Below are 19022 nucleotides of genomic sequence, written 5' to 3'. Positions count from 1 at the left end.
GGACTACCGGAATTGCTCCGACTTGTAAAACCCGCTGTCCACCAGCGTAGCCCGCCAGTTCTTCGCATCCACCAGCACCGGCTTGAGCAAAAACGCGGGCACGATTTTTTCGCCGTTGTTGTAGGTCTTCTCGTCGTTGGTGCTGGGCTTTTTGCCGGTCAGCAGGGCATCGACCAGGGTGGCGGTGACCTGGGCCAGGTCGCGGTTGTCTTTGAATACGGTAGAGGTTTGCTCGCCGCGCACGATGGAGCGGACCGAGGGCAGCTCTGCATCTTGCCCGGTGATGACCGGTAAAGCCTGGCCGCCCGGGCCATACCCGGCTTTTTTCAGCGCCTCGATCAGGTCGATGCTGATGCCGTCGTAGGGCGACAGGATGGCATCCAGGTGCTGCTTGGCGTAGTGCTTGTCCAGGATGCTCGCCAGCCGCGCGCGGGCGACCGAGCCGCTCCAGCGCAGGGTGGAGACCTTGTCCATGCCGATCTGGCCCGAGCCCACCACTAACTGGCCTTTGTCGATGTAAGGTTTGAGCACGGACATGGCACCGTTGTAGAAAAAGTGCGCATTGTTGTCGTCGGGCGAGCCGGCAAACAGCTCGATGCGCAGCGGCCCTTTGCCCGCCGCCAGACCCAGGCGGTTGGCGATGTCGCTGCCCTGCAGCACGCCGACCTGGAAGTTGTCGAAACTGGTGTAGTAGTCCACGTGGGGGCTGCCGCGGATCAGCCGGTCGTAGGCGATGACCTTGACCCCCTTGTCGGCGGCGGCTTTGAGCACCGGGGCCAGCTGGGTGCCGTCGATCGCGCTGATGACCAGCACGGTGGCACCCTGGGCCAGCATGTCGGTGATCTGGGCGGTCTGGGTGGGAATGTCGTCGTTGGCATACTGCAAAATGGCGCGGTAGCCCAGTTTGTCCAGCGACCGGGTCATGGCCAGGCCCTCGATCACCCAGCGTAGCGAGGTGATGGTGGGCAGGGCGATGCCGATCACCTTTTTTTCATTTTTGCTGTTTGCCTGGGCCCAGGCTGTCAGCGCGAACAGGCTGCCGAACAAGCCACCTACCAGCCGTCTGCGGTCGGATTGCATGTTGTTGTCTCTCAATGTGTTTTTTGTTACACGATCGTAGCAGGCAGGCTGTGCCGCGATCTTCTCCACTGTCCACCCTCCATGAAAAACACCGCCCCCACCAAAGCCCAAACCGCGCTGCTGCCGCCCCTGCAGGGTTTGGCGCTGGACCGCATCTTCGTGCCCGCCACGCAGGCCGAATTTGCCGCTGCCACGGCCGAGATACTGGCGGCGGGCGCGGTGGGTTTTGACACCGAGGCCAAGCCCACGTTTGCGCCCGGCGAGGTGAGCGACGGGCCGCACGTGGTGCAGTTTGCGCTGCCCTCCAAGGCCTATTTGTTCCAGATGCACCGGCCCGACTGCCGCCCCTGCCTGCTGGAGATATTGCAGTCGGACGCGGTACGCAAGGTAGGCTTTGGCCTGGAGCAGGACCGGGGGCAGATCCACGCTAAGTTCGGGGTCACCCTGCGGGCCGTGCTGGACCTGAACGTAATTTTCCGCAAGGACGGGTTTGGCACCTCGATGGGCGTGCGTGCCGCCGTGGGCGTGGTGCTGCGCCAGCGGTTCCACAAGTCCAAAAAGACTACCACCTCGAACTGGGCGGTGGCGCAACTGTCGCCTACGCAGATGCTGTATGCGGCCAACGATGCCTATGCGGCGCTGAAGGTGTATGAGGCCTTGGAGGCGCTCTAGCCACCCGTACACTTCGGGCCATGAAATTCAAACTGGCCAAAAACTCTCTTTTCGCAATCTTGCTGCGCTCGCCGTGGTGGATCAGCATGCTGTTGGTGTTGGTTTACGGGCTGGCGGTCACGGCCATACTGCCCAGGGAATACATCGTGTTCGGCATGATCGGCGTGCTGCCGTTTCTGGTGATCAGCGTGGTGGCCGCCAAACGGCAGTGGAGTCTGCCCAGCCCGCAGCGCGTGACCGACACCCTGGGCCGCGCCAACGCCATGCCCTGGCGCGATTTCGCCGATGCGCTGGACGCGGCCTACCGCGCCAATGGCTACACCGTGACGCGTTTGAACGGCAAGGCGGCGGATCTGCAGTTGCTCAAAGACGGCCGTACCACCCTGGTGGCCGCCAAGCGCTGGAAGGCCGCCATCCACGGGGTGGAAGCGCTGCGCGATCTGGCCGCCGCCAAGGAAGCCCAGGACGCAAGCGCCTGTATCTACGTCAGCATTGCGGGCGTTACCGACACCGCCGAGCAGTTTGCCAAAGCCCAAGGCATCACCCTGGTGGCCGACGTGGCGCTGGCGCAACTCATGCTTCAAGCAGCTAAATAACGTTCCAGCTTCAGCGCAAACACCTGCGCGGCCTCGGCCCAGGCCACCTCCACGCCCAGGCTGGCCATGTCCACGGTTTGCAGCCCGGCATAGCCGCAGGGGTTGATGCGCTGGAAGGGCTCCAGGTCCATAGCCACGTTCAGCGCCACCCCGTGGTAGGTGCAGTGGCGGCTGACCTTGATGCCTAGCGCGGCAATCTTGCCCAGGTAATAGGGGTCAGACTCCAATTGTTGGGACGTGAAGCCCGCCTCCAGCCGGGCGTGGCCAAACGGGTCTTGCAGGCGCACGTAGATGCCTGGTGCACCCGGTACGCGCAGGCCGGTGATGCCGAAATGGGCCAGGGTTTGCACGACGGCCTCTTCCAGCCGGTACACGTATTCCTTGACGAAATAGCCCGCGCGCTTCAAATCCAGCAGCGGATATGCCACCACCTGCCCCGGCCCGTGGTAGGTCACCTGACCACCCCGGTTGGCCTGCACCACCGGAATGTCACCTGGCAGCAGCAGGTGCTCGGCCTTTCCCGCCAGCCCCTGGGTGAACACTGGCGGATGCTCACAAATCCATAGCTGGTCACGCTCATCCGCTGTGCGCTTGAGGGTGAATTCCTGCATTTTTTCCACCGTGGGCAGGTAGTCCACGCGGCCGAGGAGGTGGGTGGTGGGCAGCACCAGCGTCGCGGTCACAGCGCCATCTTCACCATCGGGTGGGTACTCAGAGTGCGGTACAGCTCGTCGAGCTGCTCGCGGCTGGTGGCGGTGATGGGGAGGGTGATGCCGAGGTACTTGCCGCCCTTGCTTTCGCGCAGCTCGATCGCGCTGGCGTCGAACGTGGGGTCGAACTGGGCGGCGATGGCGGTCATGGCGTGCACGAAGCCGTCGACTTTTTCGCCCATCACCTTGATGGGGAAGAGCGAGGGGTACTCGATCAGCGAGTCTTTGCGGGGATCGGTGGGGTCGGTGGTGGGTGTGGTCATGGTGTTCAGAGGGATTGGGTGGCGGCGCAGTAGCCCGCGTAGAGCCGGGTGTAGACGGGGCCGGGCAGGCCGTTGCCTACGGGCTGGCCGTCCAGGGTGGTGATGGCCAGCACCTCTTTGGTGGCGCTAGTGAGCAGCAGTTCGTCGGCGTGCAGCACCTCTTCGCGGGTGATGCGGCGCAGTTGGAAGGGGATGCCCTGGGCGTGGCAGATGTCTTCCATCAGGCCGAAGCGTATGCCTTCGAGCACCAGGTGGTCTTTGGGCGGGCCGATGAGGGTGCCGTCCTTGACCAGCCAGACGTTGCTGCTGGCGGCTTCGCTGAGATGGCCGTTGCGGAACATCACGGTTTCCGTCGCGCCCGCGTCCACGCCGATCTGCCGCGCAAACACCGCACCCAGCAGGCTGGTGCTTTTGATGTGGGCTTTTTCCCAGCGGAAGTCGTCGGCGGTGACACAGGCCACGCCCTGGCTGCGCTGGGTGGCGCTGGGCAGGTTCATCTGGGTGGCCATGGCGAACACGGTGGGTGTGGTGTCTTTCGGCATGGCGTGGTCACGCAGGGCTACGCCGCGGGTGATCTGGATGTAGACCAGGTGGTTGGGATTTGAGTATTTTTGGCCGTTGGCGCTGGTGTGGTGGGCGTGACTAGCTACTAATGTTGTAGCAATCTCGCGCCACTGATCCCGCGTGCGCGGGTTGGCGATGCGCAGCTCGGCCAGGCTGCGGTCGAGCCGGGCCATGTGCTGTTCAAACCGGAACAAGCGGCCTGCGTAGACCGGCACCACTTCGTAGATGCCGTCGCCAAAGATGAAGCCCCGGTCCATGACGCTGATTTTCGCGTCGCACAGGGGGGTGTAGGCACCGTTGAGGTAGCAGGGGTAGTCGGGCAAAGAGTACATAACGCTATTTTGGACTGCGGGCGGGCAGGGCGCGGGTTTCGCCAATTTTCAGCAGGAAGAAGTCGTCCTCGGACACGCCCTGGGCGATGCGGGCCGCTGCCAGGTCGGCCGGGGGCTGGTCGAGTGGTTCGTCGGTCAGGTTGAAGGTGCCCCAGTGCACGCCCACGCTGCGTTTGGCGTGCAGGTCGCGGTGGATTTGCACGGCTTCGGCCGGGTTGACATGCTGGTTTTGCATGAACCAGCGGGGTTCGTAGGCACCCACGGCGATCAGGGCGATGTCAAAGCCGTCGGGGCTGCGGTCCTGAAAATGCGCACGGGTGTCCTTGAAGTCCTGGCTGTAGCCGGTGTCGCCACTGAAGTACCAGTGGAAGTCGGCCCCGAACACGGCCCAGCCGCCCCACAGGGTCTGGAAACGGTCGCCCAGGGCACGGGCCGTCCAGTGCTGCACGGGGGTGAGGTGGAATTCCACGCCCCGCACCGAGTGCTGTTGCCACCAGTCCAGCTCCACCACGTTGTGGATGCCCTGGCGGGTAAACCAGGCCTTGAGGCGCAGCGGCACTATAAAAAGCGTAGCACCTTGCGCCCGTCTATTGAGCGCTAGTACCGCATTTGTATCCAAATGGTCGTAGTGGTTGTGCGAGATGACCACTACGTCGATGGGGGGCAGGTCGGCCAGGGCCACACCCGGCGGCTGGGCGCGTTGCGGGCCGCTCCACTGCACCGGCGAGGCGCGCTCGCTGAACACCGGGTCGGTCAGCACGTTCAGCCCGCTGGCCTGCACCAACATGGTGGCGTGGCCCACCCAGGTGATGGCGGGCTGCATGGCGGCCCCGGCGTTGGCGTGGATGGCGGCCAGGTTGGGCGCGACCACCGGGGTGGGGGTTTGCGGCGGTGGCGGCAGGTTTTTGCGCCGGGCGTTCCACTGCCAGCGCAGCAGGTCGCGGGTGGAGCCGGGAACGGCATCGGTATAGTTGTTTTTGAAGCCGGTGGCGGTGTGGTGCTGCATGGGCAAAAAAAGACGGTCAAGGAAGTAATGCCACAATGCAGCGCCTTGGGGTTACTACCCGATCCGGCACGGCCCAGCACGCAAACACGCGTCCCAAAGCGTTACAGTTGTATGCACGCCAAAGCGCTTGCGGGTGTCAAGGGAATATTCGTATAATAGTGGGCTTTACTAAACTTTTCAGTGTGTAAGTAGGGTGTCAATCAGGTGTCATACAGTCAGTCAATCATGTCGCCAGGAATGCCCCCGAAAGCTCAACCAAGAGCACTTGCGAATCTGGAAGATGAGGTGGCTGAGGATGATTTCAAGCCCCTGACGGCTGCGCAAGCGCAGGCCTGGCGCCAGCAGACTCCCATGATGTCCATATGGGCGATTGTGTGGGGCCAGTTGGCAACGGGCTGTCTGGTGGCAGTGGCCGCATGGTTGGTGACCGGCAAGCCCGCGATGGGCTGGTCGGCGGGGTATGGAGCCATTGCGGTGGTGGTGCCTGCAGCGCTGTTTGCGCGCGGTGTCACTGGCAAGCTGGCCCGGGCTATTCCGGGTGCGGCCATGGCAGGATTTTTTGTGTGGGAACTGGTCAAGATTGTCGTCACAGTAGCCATGCTGTTTGCGGCACCTCGGTTGGTTCCTGAGTTGAATTGGCTGGCCTTATTGGTCGGCTTTGTAGTGACCATGAAGGTGGTTTGGATTGCGCTGATGTTTCGCGCCAAACGCCAACGTACGGCTTAACAGGATTGATGGACTTAAATATGTCGACTGAAAACGCTGCTGAACACGCTGCTACGGAAGGCCCCAAGGCGGGCGATTACATCGTTCACCACTTGCAGCATTTGCAAAAAGACTTCTCCTTTGAGAGCGTCAAGCAAACCAGCATCGTGGATTTCAGCCTGTTCAATCTGGACTCCGTGCTGTATTCGGTGATCCTGGGCATTGTGGGTTGCTTCTTTTTGTGGCGCGCTGCGCGCAAGGCGACATCGGGCGTGCCGGGCCGCTTCCAGGCGGCCGTCGAAATCTTGTCTGAAATGGTCGACAGCCAAGCCAAGGGCGTGATCCACAACGCCCAGAGCCGCAAGCTGGTGGCTCCACTGGCTTTGACGGTGTTTGTCTGGATCTTCTTGATGAACGGCATGGACATGCTGCCCGTCGACATCTTGCCCAAGATCTGGGAACACTACTACGCATCTACCGGCGGCGACCCGCACCACGCTTACATGCGCGTCGTGCCTACCGCCGATCTGTCCACCACCTTGGGCCTGTCGGTCAGCGTTTTGTTTGTCTGCCTGGTCTACAACATCAAGATCAAAGGTCTGGGCGGCTGGGCGCACGAATTGGTGGCCGCACCGTTTGGCGACCACTGGTTTCTGTACCCCATCAATTTCTTGATGCAAATGATCGAGTACCTGGCCAAGACGGTCTCGCACGGCATGCGGTTGTTTGGCAATATGTTTGCTGGTGAATTGGTTTTCATGTTGATCGCCCTGATGGGTGGCGCGTGGGCCTGGCAGTTCAATCCCGTTTCGGGCATGTTCTGGCTAGGTGTTGGGCATGTGATTGCCGGTACGGCGTGGAGCATCTTCCACATTCTGGTGATCACCTTGCAGGCCTTCATCTTCATGATGTTGACGCTGATTTATGTGGGCCAGTCTCACGAGTCGCATTAACTTCGCTGTTGGGTCAATTTGATCCAACGCGGGCGTTAAGGTTAGTTTTCGCTTTTCTCTTTCTTTTACCTGTACTTTTTAGGATTAATCATGGAAAACATTCTCGGTCTCGTCGCTCTGGCTTGTGGTTTGATCGTTGGCTTGGGCGCTATGGGTGCCTCCATCGGTATCGCTTTGATGGGCGGCAAGTTCCTCGAATCGTCGGCACGCCAGCCTGAACTGATGAACGAACTGCAAACCAAGATGTTCATCTTGGCCGGTCTGATCGACGCGGCTTTCCTGATCGGCGTGGCTATTGCACTGCTGTTCGCATTCGCCAAGCCTTTCGCGATTTAATTTTTGGCCGACCTTTCACGACCGAAAGGAATTAAGCCGTGAACATTAATTCAACCCTGTTTCTGCAGGCCATCGTCTTTGCGATCTTGGTGTGGTTCACGATGAAATTCGTGTGGCCTCCCATCACCAAGGCCCTGGACGAGCGGGTGCAGAAAATCTCTGACGGCCTTGCTGCCGCCGACAAAGCCAAGTCCGAACTCACCAGCGCCAACCAGCGCGTGGAAGCCGAACTGGCCAAGTCGCGCACCGAGACCGCATCGCGTTTGGCGGATGCCGATCGCCGTGCCCAAACTATCGTGGAAGAGGCCAAGGCCCGCGCCACGGAAGAGGGCAACAAGATCGTCGCCGCAGCCCGTGCCGAAGCCGAGCAGCAAACCGTCAAAGCCCGTGAGGCCCTGCGTGAGCAAGTGGCTGCATTGGCTGTGAAGGGTGCCGAGCAGATTCTCCGCAAGGAAGTCAATGCCGGTGTCCACGCGGACTTGCTGAACCGTCTTCAAACAGAACTCTGAGCGGCAGAACGACCATGGCTGAAATAGCAACCATTGCCCGTCCTTACGCCGAAGCGCTGTTCAAGGCCACTGCGTCTGACCTGGACGGCACCGCCGGATGGGTCGATGAATTGGCCGCGATTGCAGCCAACCCCCAGTTGCTCCAGTTCGCCGATAACCCCAAGGTTGAGGTGAACCAGGTGTTTGAGGTGGTAGCCGGTGTGGCCAAGTCGGCCCTGCCAGATGCTGCAAAAAACTTTTTGCGCATGGTCATCGAGAACGGGCGCCTGGCCGCTCTTCCCGAGATTGCTGCCCAGTTCCGTGCATTGAAAAATGCCCGGACCGGCACCTCTGACGCGACCGTGTTCAGTGCTTTTGCGATCGACGCAGAAGCCCTGGCCAACGTCTCGTCGGCGCTGGAAAAGCGTTTTGGACGCAAGCTCAATCTCACAGTGGCTTTGCAGCCGGAGTTGATTGGCGGAATTCGCGTCGTGGTGGGTGACGAGGTGTTGGACACCTCGATCAAAGCCCGCCTGGAACATATGAAATTGGCCCTGACTGCTTAACCTTCTGGTTAAGGTCTGTGCCAGCGTTTTCGGCCAGAGCCCATGGCTCCGGTTGTTTGCTAACTAAAGAAAGAGAAGGAAAGAGTCATGCAACTCAATCCCGCAGAAATTTCTGAGCTGATCAAGAGCCGCATCGAAGGCCTGACGGCCCAAACCGATATCCGCAACCAGGGCACCGTGGTGTCCGTGACCGACGGTATCTGCCGTTTGCACGGCCTGTCCGACGTGATGCAGGGCGAAATGTTGGAGTTCCCCGCCGGTAGCGATGGCCAGCCCACCTACGGCCTGGCACTGAATCTGGAGCGCGATTCGGTCGGCTCCGTGATTTTGGGCGAATACGAACACATCTCCGAAGGCGACATCGTGAAGTGCACGGGCCGCATTCTGGAAGTGCCGGTTGGTCCCGAGCTGCTCGGTCGCGTGGTGAACGCACTGGGCCAGCCGATCGACGGCAAGGGTCCGATCAACGCCAAGATGACCGACGTGATCGAAAAAGTCGCGCCCGGCGTGATTGCCCGTAAATCGGTGGACCAACCCATGCAGACCGGCTTGAAGTCGATCGATGCCATGGTGCCCGTCGGCCGTGGCCAGCGCGAGTTGATCATTGGCGACCGCCAGACGGGTAAAACCGCTGTCGCGATTGACGCCATCATCAACCAAAAGGGCCAGAACATGTTCTGCGTGTACGTCGCGATTGGCCAAAAGGCCTCGTCGATCAAAAACGTGGTGCGTGCCCTGGAACAGGCTGGCGCGATGGAATACACCATTGTGGTGGCGGCTTCGGCATCTGAATCGGCTGCCATGCAGTACGTTTCGGCCTACTCCGGCTGCACCATGGGCGAATACTTCCGCGATCGCGGCCAAGACGCGCTGATCGTGTACGACGATTTGTCCAAGCAAGCCGTGGCCTACCGCCAGGTTTCCTTGCTGCTGCGCCGTCCACCAGGCCGTGAAGCCTACCCTGGCGACGTGTTCTATCTGCACAGCCGCCTGCTCGAACGCGCCGCCCGCGTGAATGCCGACTATGTCGAAGCCTTCACCAAGGGTGAAGTCAAGGGCAAGACCGGTTCTTTGACGGCTCTGCCTATCATTGAAACGCAAGCCGGTGACGTGTCTGCCTTCGTGCCCACCAACGTGATCTCGATCACCGACGGCCAGATCTTCTTGGAAACCTCGCTGTTCAACGCCGGCATCCGCCCTGCGATCAACGCCGGTATCTCGGTGTCTCGCGTCGGTAGCGCCGCACAGACCAAGATCATCAAGAGCCAGTCTGGCGGTATCCGTACCGACTTGGCGCAGTACCGTGAATTGGCGGCTTTCGCCCAGTTCGCATCGGACCTGGACGAAGCGACCCGCAAGCAGCTGGACCGTGGTGCCCGCGTGACCGAACTGCTCAAGCAAGCCCAGTACAGCCCCTTGTCCGTGTCCCTGATGGGTGCCACGTTGTTCGCAGTGAACAAGGGCTTCATGGACGACATCGAAGTCAAGAAGATCCTGGCTTTTGAGCACGGCCTGCACGGCTACCTCAAGGACAAGAGCGCGGCTTTGTTGGCCAAGATTGAAGCCTCGAAAGCACTGGACAAGGAAGCGGAAGCTGAGTTGCACGCTGCTGTGACCGCGTTCAAAAAAACGTTCGCTTAATCCCCAACTAGGAGCCATTCATGGCAGCAGGCAAGGAACTACGCACCAAGATCAAATCGGTGGAAAACACCAAGAAGATCACCAAGGCGATGGAAATGATTTCCGTCTCCAAGATGCGTAAAGCACAGGAGCGGATGAAGGCAGCCCGCCCGTACAGCGACAAGATCCGCGACATCGCAGCCAATCTGGGCCAGGCGAATCCCGAGTACGTGCACAGCTTCATGAAACCCAACGGTGCCAAGACCGAAGGTTTCGTGGTGGTGACCACCGACAAGGGTTTGTGTGGCGGTTTGAACACCAACCTGTTTCGCGCATTGACCCTGAAACTGCGCGCTGCGCAGGCTGCAGGTTTGAGCGCAAAGACGGTGGCGGTGGGCGGCAAAGGTCTCGGATTTTTGAACCGTACCGGTGCCCAGGTGGTAGCGCACGTGACCCATCTGGGTGACAAACCGCACCTGGACAAGCTGATCGGCCCGCTCAAGGTGCTGCTGGATGCCTACGAAAAGGGTGAAATCAGCGCTGTCTACATGGTCTACAACAAGTTTGTCAGCACCATGAAGCAAGAGCCTGTGGTGGAGCAGCTGTTGCCCTTGTCGTCGGCCAAGATGCAGGCGGAAACCAAGGCAACCGGCAAGGCCAACACCTGGGACTACATCTATGAGCCCGATGCGCAGTCGGTGATCGACAATTTGTTGATCCGCTACGTGGAAGCGCTGGCCTACCAGGCGGTCGCGGAAAACATGGCCTCCGAGCATGCCGCGCGCATGGTCGCCATGAAGGCTGCTACCGACAACGCGGGTAGCGTGATTGCCGAGCTCAAGCTGATCTATAACAAGACCCGCCAGGCTGCGATCACCAAAGAATTGTCGGAAATTGTGGCAGGTGCGGCGGCTGTTTAAGCTGCGCCACTGTCCCAGTCCGTCACCGATTTCAAGACTCAATTTATTGGAGCAAAAATGGCTCAAGAAAATGCAGAAGTGAACGCCCGCGTTCAGGGAAAAATTGTCCAGTGTATTGGTGCCGTGGTGGACGTTGAGTTCCCCCGCAACAGCATGCCCCGCATTTACGATGCGCTGAAGATGGACGGCTCCGTGCTGACCCTGGAAGTGCAGCAGCAGCTGGGCGACGGCATTGTCCGTACCATCGCGCTGGGCTCTTCCGACGGCCTGCGCCGTGGTCTGATGGTCTACAACACCGGCGCCGGTATCACCGTGCCCGTGGGCAAGGCCACCCTGGGCCGCATCATGGACGTGCTGGGTTCGCCCATCGACGAACGTGGTCCCGTCAGCCAGGATCTGACCGCCACCATCCACCGCAAAGCCCCCGCGTACGACGAACTCAGCCCTTCGCAAGAACTGCTGGAAACCGGCATCAAGGTGATTGACTTGATCTGCCCGTTCGCCAAGGGCGGCAAGGTCGGCCTGTTCGGTGGTGCCGGTGTGGGCAAGACCGTGAACATGATGGAGCTGATCAACAACATCGCCAAGGCACACAGCGGCTTGTCCGTGTTTGCCGGTGTGGGTGAGCGTACCCGTGAAGGGAACGACTTCTACCACGAGATGGCCGACTCCGGCGTGGTGAACCTCGAGAACCTCGAAGAGTCCAAAGTGGCCATGGTTTACGGCCAGATGAACGAGCCTCCAGGCAACCGTCTGCGCGTGGCCCTGACCGGTCTGACCATTGCGGAATCTTTCCGTGACGAAGGCCGTGACGTGCTGTTCTTCGTGGACAACATCTACCGCTACACCCTGGCCGGTACCGAAGTGTCCGCACTGCTGGGCCGTATGCCTTCCGCCGTGGGCTACCAGCCTACCCTGGCCGAAGAAATGGGCCGCCTGCAAGAGCGTATTACCTCCACCAAGGTGGGCTCGATCACCTCCATCCAGGCCGTGTACGTGCCAGCGGATGACTTGACCGACCCATCGCCTGCCACCACCTTCGCCCACTTGGACTCCACCGTGGTGTTGAGCCGTGACATCGCTTCGCTGGGTATCTACCCTGCGGTCGATCCACTCGACTCCACCAGCCGCCAGCTGGACCCGCTGGTCGTCGGTGAAGACCACTACAACACCGCCCGCGCCGTGCAAGGCACGCTGCAGCGCTACCGCGAGCTGCGCGACATCATCGCGATCATGGGTATGGACGACTTGGCGCCCGACGACAAGCTGGCCGTGGCCCGTGCCCGCAAGATCCAGCGTTTCCTGAGCCAGCCTTTCCACGTGGCCGAAGTGTTTACCGGTTCGCCCGGCAAGTACGTGCCCCTGTCGGAAACCATCCGCGGTTTCAAGATGATCGTCAGCGGTGAATGCGACCACATGCCAGAACAAGCGTTCTACATGGTCGGCTCCATCGACGAAGCCATCGAGAAGGCCAAGAAGGTCTAAACCCCTTCGAGGGGTGTTAAATCCCCTTCGGTAGAGTGCGGCCTAGGTCGCGCTCTGCACTTCACCACGCTGGACCCAAAGGAAACCTATGACCACCATTCTCGTGAATGTTGTCAGTGCCGAAGAATCCATCTTCTCGGGCCAAGCCAAGTTTGTGGCTTTGCCGGGCGAAGCGGGCGAGCTGGGCATTTATCCGCGCCACACCCCCTTGATCACCCGTATCAAGCCGGGTTCGGTGCGTATTGAAAAGGCCGACGGCAACGAAGAGTTCATCTTCGTGGCCGGTGGCATTCTGGAAGTCCAACCCGACTGCGTTACCGTGTTGTCTGACACGGCCATCCGCGGCAAGGACCTGGACGAAGAAAAAGCCAATGCCGCCAAGGCCCGTGCCGAAGAAGCCCTGCGCAACGCCAAGGGCCAGCTGGACATCGCCAAGGCCCAATCCGAGCTGGCCATGATGGCCGCCCAGATTTCGGCTCTGCGCAAGTTCCGCCGCAACCGCTAATCTGCGCTGACACTCCCCAAAAAGCCGCTCTTGAGCGGCTTTTTTTTTGTGGGCGTAATCTGGGGATGGTTGCTACTGTTTTTAATGTTAAAAATAGGAGCTGCTTGCGCTTATAAAATAAGCGCTGGACCTTGATTTCGATGCTAAAAAAGGCCCTGAATTTCAGATATGGGCTTACAGGAGCAGCACCGGTGCGTTCGGCAGCTCGTCGCGCCGCATGCTGTCAGGGGCCAGCGGGAAATGCTGCACCAGCACGGCAGACACCTCCTCCAGCGCCGTCGTCAGGCCTTGCTCATACAAGCCCGCCTGCAAGGCCGTGCCCAGGTGGGCCACCATCTCTTGCCACTCGGCGGGCGATACCCGGGCGTTCAGGCCTCGGTCGGCCACCAGCTCGATGGCGTGGTCGGCCAGCAGCAGGTAGATCAGCACGCCGTTGTTGTGTTCAGTGTCCCAGACGCGCAGCTTGCCAAACAGCATCACCGCCCGTTCGCGCGCCGAAGCCTTGCGCCGCAGGTAGCTCAGCGGCAGGCCGCCTTCGATGCAGATGCGGATCTCGCCGGTGTGGCGCTGCTCGCTGGCGCTGACCCGGCGCGCCAGTTGCTCTACTAGCTCGGCGGGCACCGCGCGGCGCACATCCGAAGCATCTTGCCAGCAGTGTTTTACCAGCCGTTGTAGGTGCATCCACAGGCCCATTACCATCCCCCGGACGCGCCGCCGCCGCCAAAATTGCCACCACCGCCCGAGCTGAAGCCGCCGCCGCCACCGCTGCGGCCACCCGAGCCGAAACCGCCGCCGCCAAATCCACCACCCCGGCCACCACCCATGCCACCGCCCAGTGCGCCGCCCAAAGACGACGACCCGGCCCGCGACACCAGCGTGAACAGCAGTGCCGCCACTCCCGCCGCGCCCGCAATCAGCAGGCTGGCCGAGACGAACCAGGCCAGTGCTCCCACGCCCGCGCCCGTCACCAGCGAGCCCAGCTTGGCCCCGAAGATGCTGCGGGCAATGGCACCGGCAATCGGCACGGCAAACACGGCAAAGATCAGCAGTTCCTGCCAGTCAAACCCTTCGGCCTCCTGCTGGGCACGGGCAGTGGGCGCGGGCAGGGCCTCGCCCTTGACCAGGGCCATGATCTGGTTGACCCCGGCATCCACGCCCCCGGCAAAGTCGCCCTGCTTGAAGCGTGGTGTGATGGCATCGTTGATGATGTTGCTGGCCGCCAGGTCGGGAATCGCACCCTCCAGCGTCTTGGCCACCTCGATGCGCAGCTTGCGGTCGTTCTTGGCCACCAGCAGGATCAGCCCGTCGCCCACCTCTTTGCGGCCAATCTTCCAGGCGTTGCCCACGCGGTTGGCGTAGCTAGAGATGTCTTCAGGTTGGGTGGTGGGCACCATCAGCACCACCACCTGCGCGCCGGTGCTGCCCTCGAACGCGGTCAGCTTGGCTTCCAGCGCCTGCAGCTGCGCCGCGCCCAGGGTGGCCGTGGTGTCGATCACGTGCCCGGTCAGCGCCGGTACCGGCAGTACGCTTTGGGCGTGGCCGCCCAGGGCCAGCAGGACCAGCCAGCACGCAAGCAGCAGGCGCAGCAGCACGGGCATTTATTTCTTGAAATCCACCACCGGCGGGGCCGAGATCTGGGCTTCGTTCTGCACCGTGAAGCTCGGTTTGGGCTCGTAGCCCATCACCTTGGCCGTCAGGTTGCTGGGGAAGCTGCGGGCCAGCACGTTGTACTCCTGTACCGTGCCGATGAAGCGGTTGCGGGCCACGGTGATGCGGTTTTCGGTGCCTTCCAGCTGCACCCGCAGGTCGCTAAAGCCCTTGTTGGCCTTCAGGTCGGGGTACTTTTCGACCGTCACCATCAGGCGGCTCAGGGCGCTGCCCAGCTCGCCCTGGGCGGCCTGGAACTTGGCGAAGGCTTCGGGGTTGTTCAGCGTTTCGGGCGTGACCTGGATGGACGTGGCCTTGGCGCGGGCCTCCACCACCTTGGTCAGCGTGTCTTGCTCAAACGCGGCTTCGCCCTTGACGGTGGCCACGATGTTGGGCACCAGGTCGGCACGGCGCTGGTACTGGTTCAGCACCTCGCTCCAGGCGGCCTTGCTTTGCTCGTCCAGGCGTTGGAAATCGTTATAGCCGCAGCCGGTCAGGGCGGATGCGAGCAGTAGGGCGGGTAACCAGCGTTTCATGTGAATTCCTCCAATGGCGGGCCGCATGCGGGCTCCTATAGCGTTTGACCTTAGCACATGCGGCCCGGGCAGCCCTCCAAAGCAAGGCAAAATCAAAGCCACTTCCATTTTGCCCAACCCCCGTGTAAGCCATGCCCAAAGCCAAACTCCAGGCCGCCACCGTGGGCGGCACTGCCGACGACACCGAAGCCGCCTTTTACGATGCCTTACAAAATGGCGACATCGACAAGCTGGTGGCCTGCTGGGCCGACGAGGACGATGTGGTCTGCGTCCACCCCGGTGGCGCGCGCGTGGTGGGCATCGCCGCCATCCGTGCCAGCTTCGAGGCCATGTTCGGCCAGGGCCGCATCCGCGCCTGGCCCGAGCATGTGCGCCGCATCGATGCCTTGGCCAGCGCCGTACACACCCTGGTGGAGCGCATCGAGGTGATGGCCCCCGACGGCCCGCGCGAGGCCTTTGCCATCGCCACCAACGTCTACCACAAGACGGCCCAAGGCTGGCGCATGGTGGCCCACCACGCCAGCCCCGGCACCGGCCGTGATCTGCAGGAGTCGGGTGGCGCGTCGGCGCTGCTCCATTAGTCAAATTTGCCTTCCGTGCCCATTCCATCAGCACAACCAGCTATGAACTATGTAGCGCCCTGGTGGCTACCCGGCGGCCATGCGCAAACCATCTGGCCCGCCCTGTACTCGCGCCGCGCCTTCGGGCCCCGGCCGCAGTTCCGGCGTGAGCGCTGGATCACGCCGGACCTGGACTTCATCGACGTGGATTTCTGCGACCCGGCCGCCCACATCGCCGACCCGGCGGCCAGCGAGGCCGGGCGGCCCCTGCTGGTGCTGTTCCACGGGCTGGAGGGCTCGTCGGGCAGCCACTACGCCGAGGCCTTTGCCGACTACGCGCGAGCCCACGGCATGGGCTTTGTGGTGCCGCACTTTCGGGGCTGCAGCGGCGAACTCAACCTGGGGCCGCGCGCCTACCACTCGGGCGATTTTGAAGAGGTCGGCTGGGTGCTCAAGCGCCTCAAGGCCTGGCACCAGGGCAAGGTCATCGCTGTGGGCATCTCACTCGGCGGCAACGCCTTGCTGCGCTGGGCAGAGGAAATGGGCGACCAGGCGCGCCAGGTGGTGCGTGCGGTGGCGGCGGTGTGCGCCCCCACCGACCTGGCCGCCAGCGGCTGGGCCATCGGGCGCGGCATGAACCGGCAGATCTACACCCGCATGTTCCTGCGCAGCATGAAGCCCAAGGCCCTGCGCAAGCTCGACCAGCACCCCGGCCTGTTCGACCGCGAGGCGCTGATGGCCGCGCGCGACCTGTACGAGTTCGACAACATCTTCACCGCCCCGCTGCACGGCTATAACAGCACCGAAGACTACTGGGCCCGCGCCTCGGCCAAGCCGCACCTGGCGCAGATCCGCATCCCCGCGCTGGTGGTGCACGCCCGCAACGACCCTTTTGTGCCCGCCTGGAGCCTGCCGCACCAGGACGAGGTGGGTCGGCACGTCACCCTGTGGCAGCCCAGCCACGGAGGCCATGTCGGCTTTCCCCAGGGCCCCATCCCCGGCCACGTGCGCAGCATGCCTGATGCGGTGGGCGGCTGGCTGTTGCAGGCCATCAAATAGGACGCTATGGACGACATCGTCAAACAAGCCATCGCCAAATGGCCCAACGTGCCCGACTGCTACGGCTGGCTGGGCCTGGACGCGCGCGGCAACTGGTACATGCGCGACGACCCGGCGCAGGCGGCAGGGCCGTTTGCGGGCACCGGGGCCACCGCGCAGAGCAAGGGCTCGCGCCTGCTGCACGAAAAGCTGATCGACTTCATCCAGCGCAACTACGAGAGCGACCGCCAGGGCCGCTGGTTCTTCCAGAACGGGCCGCAGCGGGTCTATGTGGAGCTGGAGCGCACGCCGTATGTGTGGCGCGTACAGCCCGACTTCACGGTGCTGGCCCACACCGGCCAGACCGCGCGGGTGCAGCGCTGCGTGCTGGACGAACAGGGCCACCTGTACCTGGACACCGACCTGGGCTTTGGCCTGGTGCACACCCTGGACATGGGCCATGCCGCCGACGCGGTGGAGCAAGGCCTGTGGGTGCCCCAGCCCGAGGAGGCCGCCCGCCTGCCCGAGCGCTTCGGCTACGTGCCCAGCCCCCAGTTACTACCAAAATAATAGCTGCCCGTGCTTGTTGAATAAGCGCCAGGGCCTGATTTCATGCATAAAAAAGGCCGGAAGAACCGGCCTTTTCGGGGAGCATGGTGTGCTTACGGTGCGGCAGACGCTGCGCCTTCGGGTGCAGCAGCAGCGGGCTTTTGCGGCACCGGGAAGCTGGCCCCACCGCCATTGGCCATGTAGACCACCGCGCGGGCGATTTCGGTGTCGTCAAAGTCGCCACCGCTTTGCGCGCCCATGGCACCCTTGCCGGCGATGGCGGAGTTCAGCAGCGCTTCATAGCCGGTCTTGATGCGTGGACCCCAGGCCCCTGCATCGCCAAACTTGGGCGAACCCGCCAGACCCGTGGCGTGGCAGCTGGCACATTGCGCCTTGAACACGTCTTCGCCGGATTTGAGTTCGCGGTTGGCATCGCGGATTTCCACGGCACCGATCTTCTGGATGCGCGCAGCCAGCGCCTGGCTTTGCGATTGCTCTGTCATGCCGCCCAGCGTCATGGTGTCCACCGAGTTGGTGCCCGCCGGTTTGGCATCCGACACCACGTAATACACCAGGCCGATGATGGCAAAAATGGGGATCACGAATGAGAAAAACACCGCCAGCAGCAGTTGCTTGGGATTTTTGATGGGACCGGTGTGGTCTTCTTCTGCTGCGTGGTCATGGGGGTTGGCGCTCATGGTGTCCTCAAAACATCGGGGTCAAATCGGGGGCTCTATTAACCTGAAGCAACTTTTATGGCTCGGGGTGCTCTGCACCCGAGTCCATAAAAGTTAGTGGGCTCTAATCAGCCCGCGAGTATAACCGTCGCCCCTTTACAGGCCTTGAGAGGTAGCGGTTTTTGGCCCACACAGCCAGCGGCTACAATCGCCCACGTTGCGGCTGTAGCTCAGTGGATAGAGTATTGGCCTCCGAAGCCAAGGGTCGTGGGTTCGATCCCCGCCAGCCGCACCAACTTCTTCATTCCCCCGCCAGCTTCTTCAGCCGATCGCGCTCAGCGGTAAAAACATCGGCGATGGCGCCGGGCTTTTGTCGCCCTCCAGCAGCGTAAATCCCAGATTTTGGTAGAACGCCACGGCCAGGGGATCGGCATCCAGGTACATCCCGAAACTGCCTATTTGCTGTGCCACCTGTTGCGTGAGCAGCAGGGCGTGCCGCATCAACCGTGAGCCGAGTTGCTGGCCTTTGTAGCGCTGGTCGATGCCCAGCATGACCAGGCGCGAGCAAGGAATTTTGCGCGGCAGGGAGCCCAGTTGCAGTGCCGAGAGCAAAGACACATCCACCATGTGCTGGGCGATGGTGTAGAAGCCCACAAAACGCTCGCCGTGCGCGCTGTCCGTCAGCACATAGGCCACGCTCAGGTTTTTCCTGGCCTGGGGTTTCAGGCTGTTGTGCACAAAGGCGTTGATGACGGCATGGCCGCAGTCAAACTGCTTTTGCCCCGAGTACACCAGCGCCGGGGCGTACAGCGAAAGCGCAACCGCCATGCTCAACCGGCCACGGTGCGTGTGGGCAAGTCTGGCAGGGCCATCAAATCCTGCATGGCGGGGGTGGGTGCGGGTGGCATGTGGAGCAACTGCGCCAGTGCGGCTTGCCCCTGCTGGGCCAGGCGGATGCTGGCGTGTTCACTCAGCACCTTGCGGGCTTTTTCAATGGCGGAGCCCAGCACGAACGAGGTCAGGTCCAGCCCGTCCAAGGCGGCGGCCTGGTTGAGCAGGTCTTTCATGTCGGCGGTGGTTTTGAATTCCATGCGCGCCTGGCGCAAGCTGGTAGTGGTGGCTTCCATGGGGTATCTCCATCACGGGATAATGCTGCGATTGTACGGCTATTGTCCGTATAACGTTGTATGTAACAGGGCATATGTCCGCCAGAC

The 19022-nt window shown here is 61.9% G+C and carries 25 protein-coding genes and 1 tRNA gene; 15 read left to right on the top strand and 11 right to left on the bottom strand.

The annotated features are described in order from the left end of the window. Positions 1-3: 3 nt before the first annotated feature. The gene (gene chvE, locus AC097O_RS14635; RefSeq protein ID WP_479593509.1) at positions 4-1080 is read right to left on the bottom strand and encodes a multiple monosaccharide ABC transporter substrate-binding protein; all 1077 of its coding nucleotides are present in this window, start codon (positions 1078-1080) and stop codon (positions 4-6) included. Positions 1081-1161: 81 nt separating this feature from the next. On the opposite strand from chvE, the gene AC097O_RS14630 reads away from it, so the two are divergent. Continuing rightward, positions 1162-1752, top strand: a complete 591-nt coding sequence (locus AC097O_RS14630) for a 3'-5' exonuclease (RefSeq protein ID WP_479593508.1) — start codon at positions 1162-1164, stop codon at positions 1750-1752. 20 nt (positions 1753-1772) lie between these two features. Then, a complete protein-coding gene (locus tag AC097O_RS14625; RefSeq protein WP_479593507.1) occupies positions 1773-2348 on the top strand; it encodes a restriction endonuclease in 576 nt (191 codons plus the stop codon). Here the strand turns inward: AC097O_RS14625 and lipB are convergent. From lipB to AC097O_RS14605, 4 genes are all read right to left on the bottom strand, one after another. After that, positions 2333-2959 (bottom strand): lipoyl(octanoyl) transferase LipB, encoded by a 627-nt coding sequence (gene lipB / locus AC097O_RS14620; RefSeq protein WP_479593572.1) that lies wholly within the window; start codon positions 2957-2959, stop codon positions 2333-2335. The genes AC097O_RS14625 and lipB overlap by 16 nt on opposite strands. Positions 2960-3027: 68 nt before the next feature. After that, a complete protein-coding gene (locus tag AC097O_RS14615; RefSeq protein ID WP_479593506.1) occupies positions 3028-3321 on the bottom strand; it encodes a YbeD family protein in 294 nt (97 codons plus the stop codon). A gap of 5 nt (positions 3322-3326) precedes the next feature. Then, a complete protein-coding gene (locus AC097O_RS14610) occupies positions 3327-4217 on the bottom strand; it encodes a D-amino acid aminotransferase (RefSeq protein WP_479593505.1) in 891 nt (296 codons plus the stop codon). A 4-nt stretch (positions 4218-4221) separates the two neighbouring features. After that, complete coding sequence (locus AC097O_RS14605; RefSeq protein ID WP_479593504.1) at positions 4222-5223, bottom strand: MBL fold metallo-hydrolase; 1002 nt, start codon at positions 5221-5223, stop codon at positions 4222-4224. A gap of 237 nt (positions 5224-5460) precedes the next feature. On the opposite strand from AC097O_RS14605, the gene AC097O_RS14600 reads away from it, so the two are divergent. The 9 genes from AC097O_RS14600 (at position 5461) to AC097O_RS14560 (ending at position 12801) form a co-directional block, all read left to right on the top strand. Then, positions 5461-5949: an ATP synthase subunit I gene (locus tag AC097O_RS14600; RefSeq protein WP_479593571.1), complete on the top strand. Its 489-nt coding sequence runs from the start codon at positions 5461-5463 to the stop codon at positions 5947-5949. A 20-nt stretch (positions 5950-5969) separates the two neighbouring features. Further along, positions 5970-6881, top strand: coding sequence for a F0F1 ATP synthase subunit A (atpB, locus tag AC097O_RS14595; protein ID WP_315188392.1), 912 nt, complete (start codon positions 5970-5972; stop codon positions 6879-6881). A gap of 90 nt (positions 6882-6971) precedes the next feature. Continuing rightward, positions 6972-7217 (top strand): F0F1 ATP synthase subunit C, encoded by a 246-nt coding sequence (gene atpE, locus AC097O_RS14590; protein ID WP_076196444.1) that lies wholly within the window; start codon positions 6972-6974, stop codon positions 7215-7217. Positions 7218-7255: 38 nt separating this feature from the next. Continuing rightward, positions 7256-7726, top strand: coding sequence for a F0F1 ATP synthase subunit B (locus AC097O_RS14585; RefSeq protein ID WP_315188396.1), 471 nt, complete (start codon positions 7256-7258; stop codon positions 7724-7726). 14 nt (positions 7727-7740) lie between these two features. Beyond that, entirely contained in the window at positions 7741-8271 is a 531-nt protein-coding gene (locus AC097O_RS14580) for a F0F1 ATP synthase subunit delta (RefSeq protein ID WP_315188398.1), read from the top strand. Between the two features lie 87 nt (positions 8272-8358). Then, complete coding sequence (gene atpA, locus AC097O_RS14575; protein WP_479593503.1) at positions 8359-9912, top strand: F0F1 ATP synthase subunit alpha; 1554 nt, start codon at positions 8359-8361, stop codon at positions 9910-9912. A 20-nt stretch (positions 9913-9932) separates the two neighbouring features. Further along, on the top strand, positions 9933-10811 hold the full coding sequence (gene atpG, locus AC097O_RS14570; RefSeq protein ID WP_315188402.1) for a F0F1 ATP synthase subunit gamma: 879 nt from the start codon (positions 9933-9935) through the stop codon (positions 10809-10811). A gap of 57 nt (positions 10812-10868) precedes the next feature. Further along, positions 10869-12296 carry a F0F1 ATP synthase subunit beta gene (gene atpD / locus AC097O_RS14565; protein WP_479593502.1) on the top strand — a complete coding sequence of 476 codons (1428 nt, stop codon included), beginning with the start codon at positions 10869-10871 and terminating at the stop codon, positions 12294-12296. Positions 12297-12384: 88 nt separating this feature from the next. Next, positions 12385-12801: a F0F1 ATP synthase subunit epsilon gene (locus AC097O_RS14560; RefSeq protein ID WP_315188406.1), complete on the top strand. Its 417-nt coding sequence runs from the start codon at positions 12385-12387 to the stop codon at positions 12799-12801. Positions 12802-12975: 174 nt separating this feature from the next. Here the strand turns inward: AC097O_RS14560 and AC097O_RS14555 are convergent, their stop codons facing one another. From AC097O_RS14555 to AC097O_RS14545, 3 genes are read right to left on the bottom strand one after another with little or no spacing between them, the layout of a single operon-like run. Beyond that, entirely contained in the window at positions 12976-13482 is a 507-nt protein-coding gene (locus tag AC097O_RS14555; protein ID WP_479589121.1) for a TPM domain-containing protein, read from the bottom strand. Positions 13483-13493: 11 nt separating this feature from the next. Further along, a complete protein-coding gene (locus AC097O_RS14550; RefSeq protein WP_479593501.1) occupies positions 13494-14399 on the bottom strand; it encodes a TPM domain-containing protein in 906 nt (301 codons plus the stop codon). Beyond that, positions 14400-14984, bottom strand: a complete 585-nt coding sequence (locus AC097O_RS14545) for a LemA family protein (protein WP_479593500.1) — start codon at positions 14982-14984, stop codon at positions 14400-14402. It abuts the gene before it with no gap. Positions 14985-15115: 131 nt separating this feature from the next. Here AC097O_RS14545 and AC097O_RS14540 point away from each other — a divergent pair, with 131 nt between their 5' ends. The 3 genes from AC097O_RS14540 to AC097O_RS14530 are packed head-to-tail and all read left to right on the top strand — an operon-like array spanning position 15116 to position 17152. Then, complete coding sequence (locus AC097O_RS14540) at positions 15116-15565, top strand: YybH family protein (RefSeq protein ID WP_315188413.1); 450 nt, start codon at positions 15116-15118, stop codon at positions 15563-15565. A gap of 42 nt (positions 15566-15607) precedes the next feature. Then, on the top strand, positions 15608-16603 hold the full coding sequence (locus AC097O_RS14535; protein ID WP_479593499.1) for a YheT family hydrolase: 996 nt from the start codon (positions 15608-15610) through the stop codon (positions 16601-16603). A 6-nt stretch (positions 16604-16609) separates the two neighbouring features. Continuing rightward, a complete protein-coding gene (locus AC097O_RS14530) occupies positions 16610-17152 on the top strand; it encodes a DUF2946 family protein (RefSeq protein ID WP_479593498.1) in 543 nt (180 codons plus the stop codon). A gap of 92 nt (positions 17153-17244) precedes the next feature. On the opposite strand, the gene AC097O_RS14525 is transcribed toward AC097O_RS14530, so the two are convergent. Further along, positions 17245-17829 carry a c-type cytochrome gene (locus AC097O_RS14525; protein WP_479593497.1) on the bottom strand — a complete coding sequence of 195 codons (585 nt, stop codon included), beginning with the start codon at positions 17827-17829 and terminating at the stop codon, positions 17245-17247. A gap of 198 nt (positions 17830-18027) precedes the next feature. Between AC097O_RS14525 and AC097O_RS14520 the strand changes: the two genes are divergently transcribed. Beyond that, a tRNA-Arg gene (locus AC097O_RS14520) sits at positions 18028-18103 on the top strand. Between the two features lie 26 nt (positions 18104-18129). On the opposite strand, the gene AC097O_RS14515 is transcribed toward AC097O_RS14520, so the two are convergent. Together AC097O_RS14515 and AC097O_RS14510 are read right to left on the bottom strand one after the other, a co-directional pair. After that, the gene (locus AC097O_RS14515; protein WP_479593496.1) at positions 18130-18636 is read right to left on the bottom strand and encodes a GNAT family N-acetyltransferase; all 507 of its coding nucleotides are present in this window, start codon (positions 18634-18636) and stop codon (positions 18130-18132) included. Between the two features lie 2 nt (positions 18637-18638). Further along, the gene (locus AC097O_RS14510; protein ID WP_479593495.1) at positions 18639-18935 is read right to left on the bottom strand and encodes a type II toxin-antitoxin system TacA family antitoxin; all 297 of its coding nucleotides are present in this window, start codon (positions 18933-18935) and stop codon (positions 18639-18641) included. Positions 18936-19022: the final 87 nt, after the last annotated feature.

This window comes from Rhodoferax sp. LS1P39, from assembly GCF_056521425.1.
Note: the sequence above shows the minus strand (reverse complement) of the source record. Positions and strands in the feature narration are given on the sequence as shown.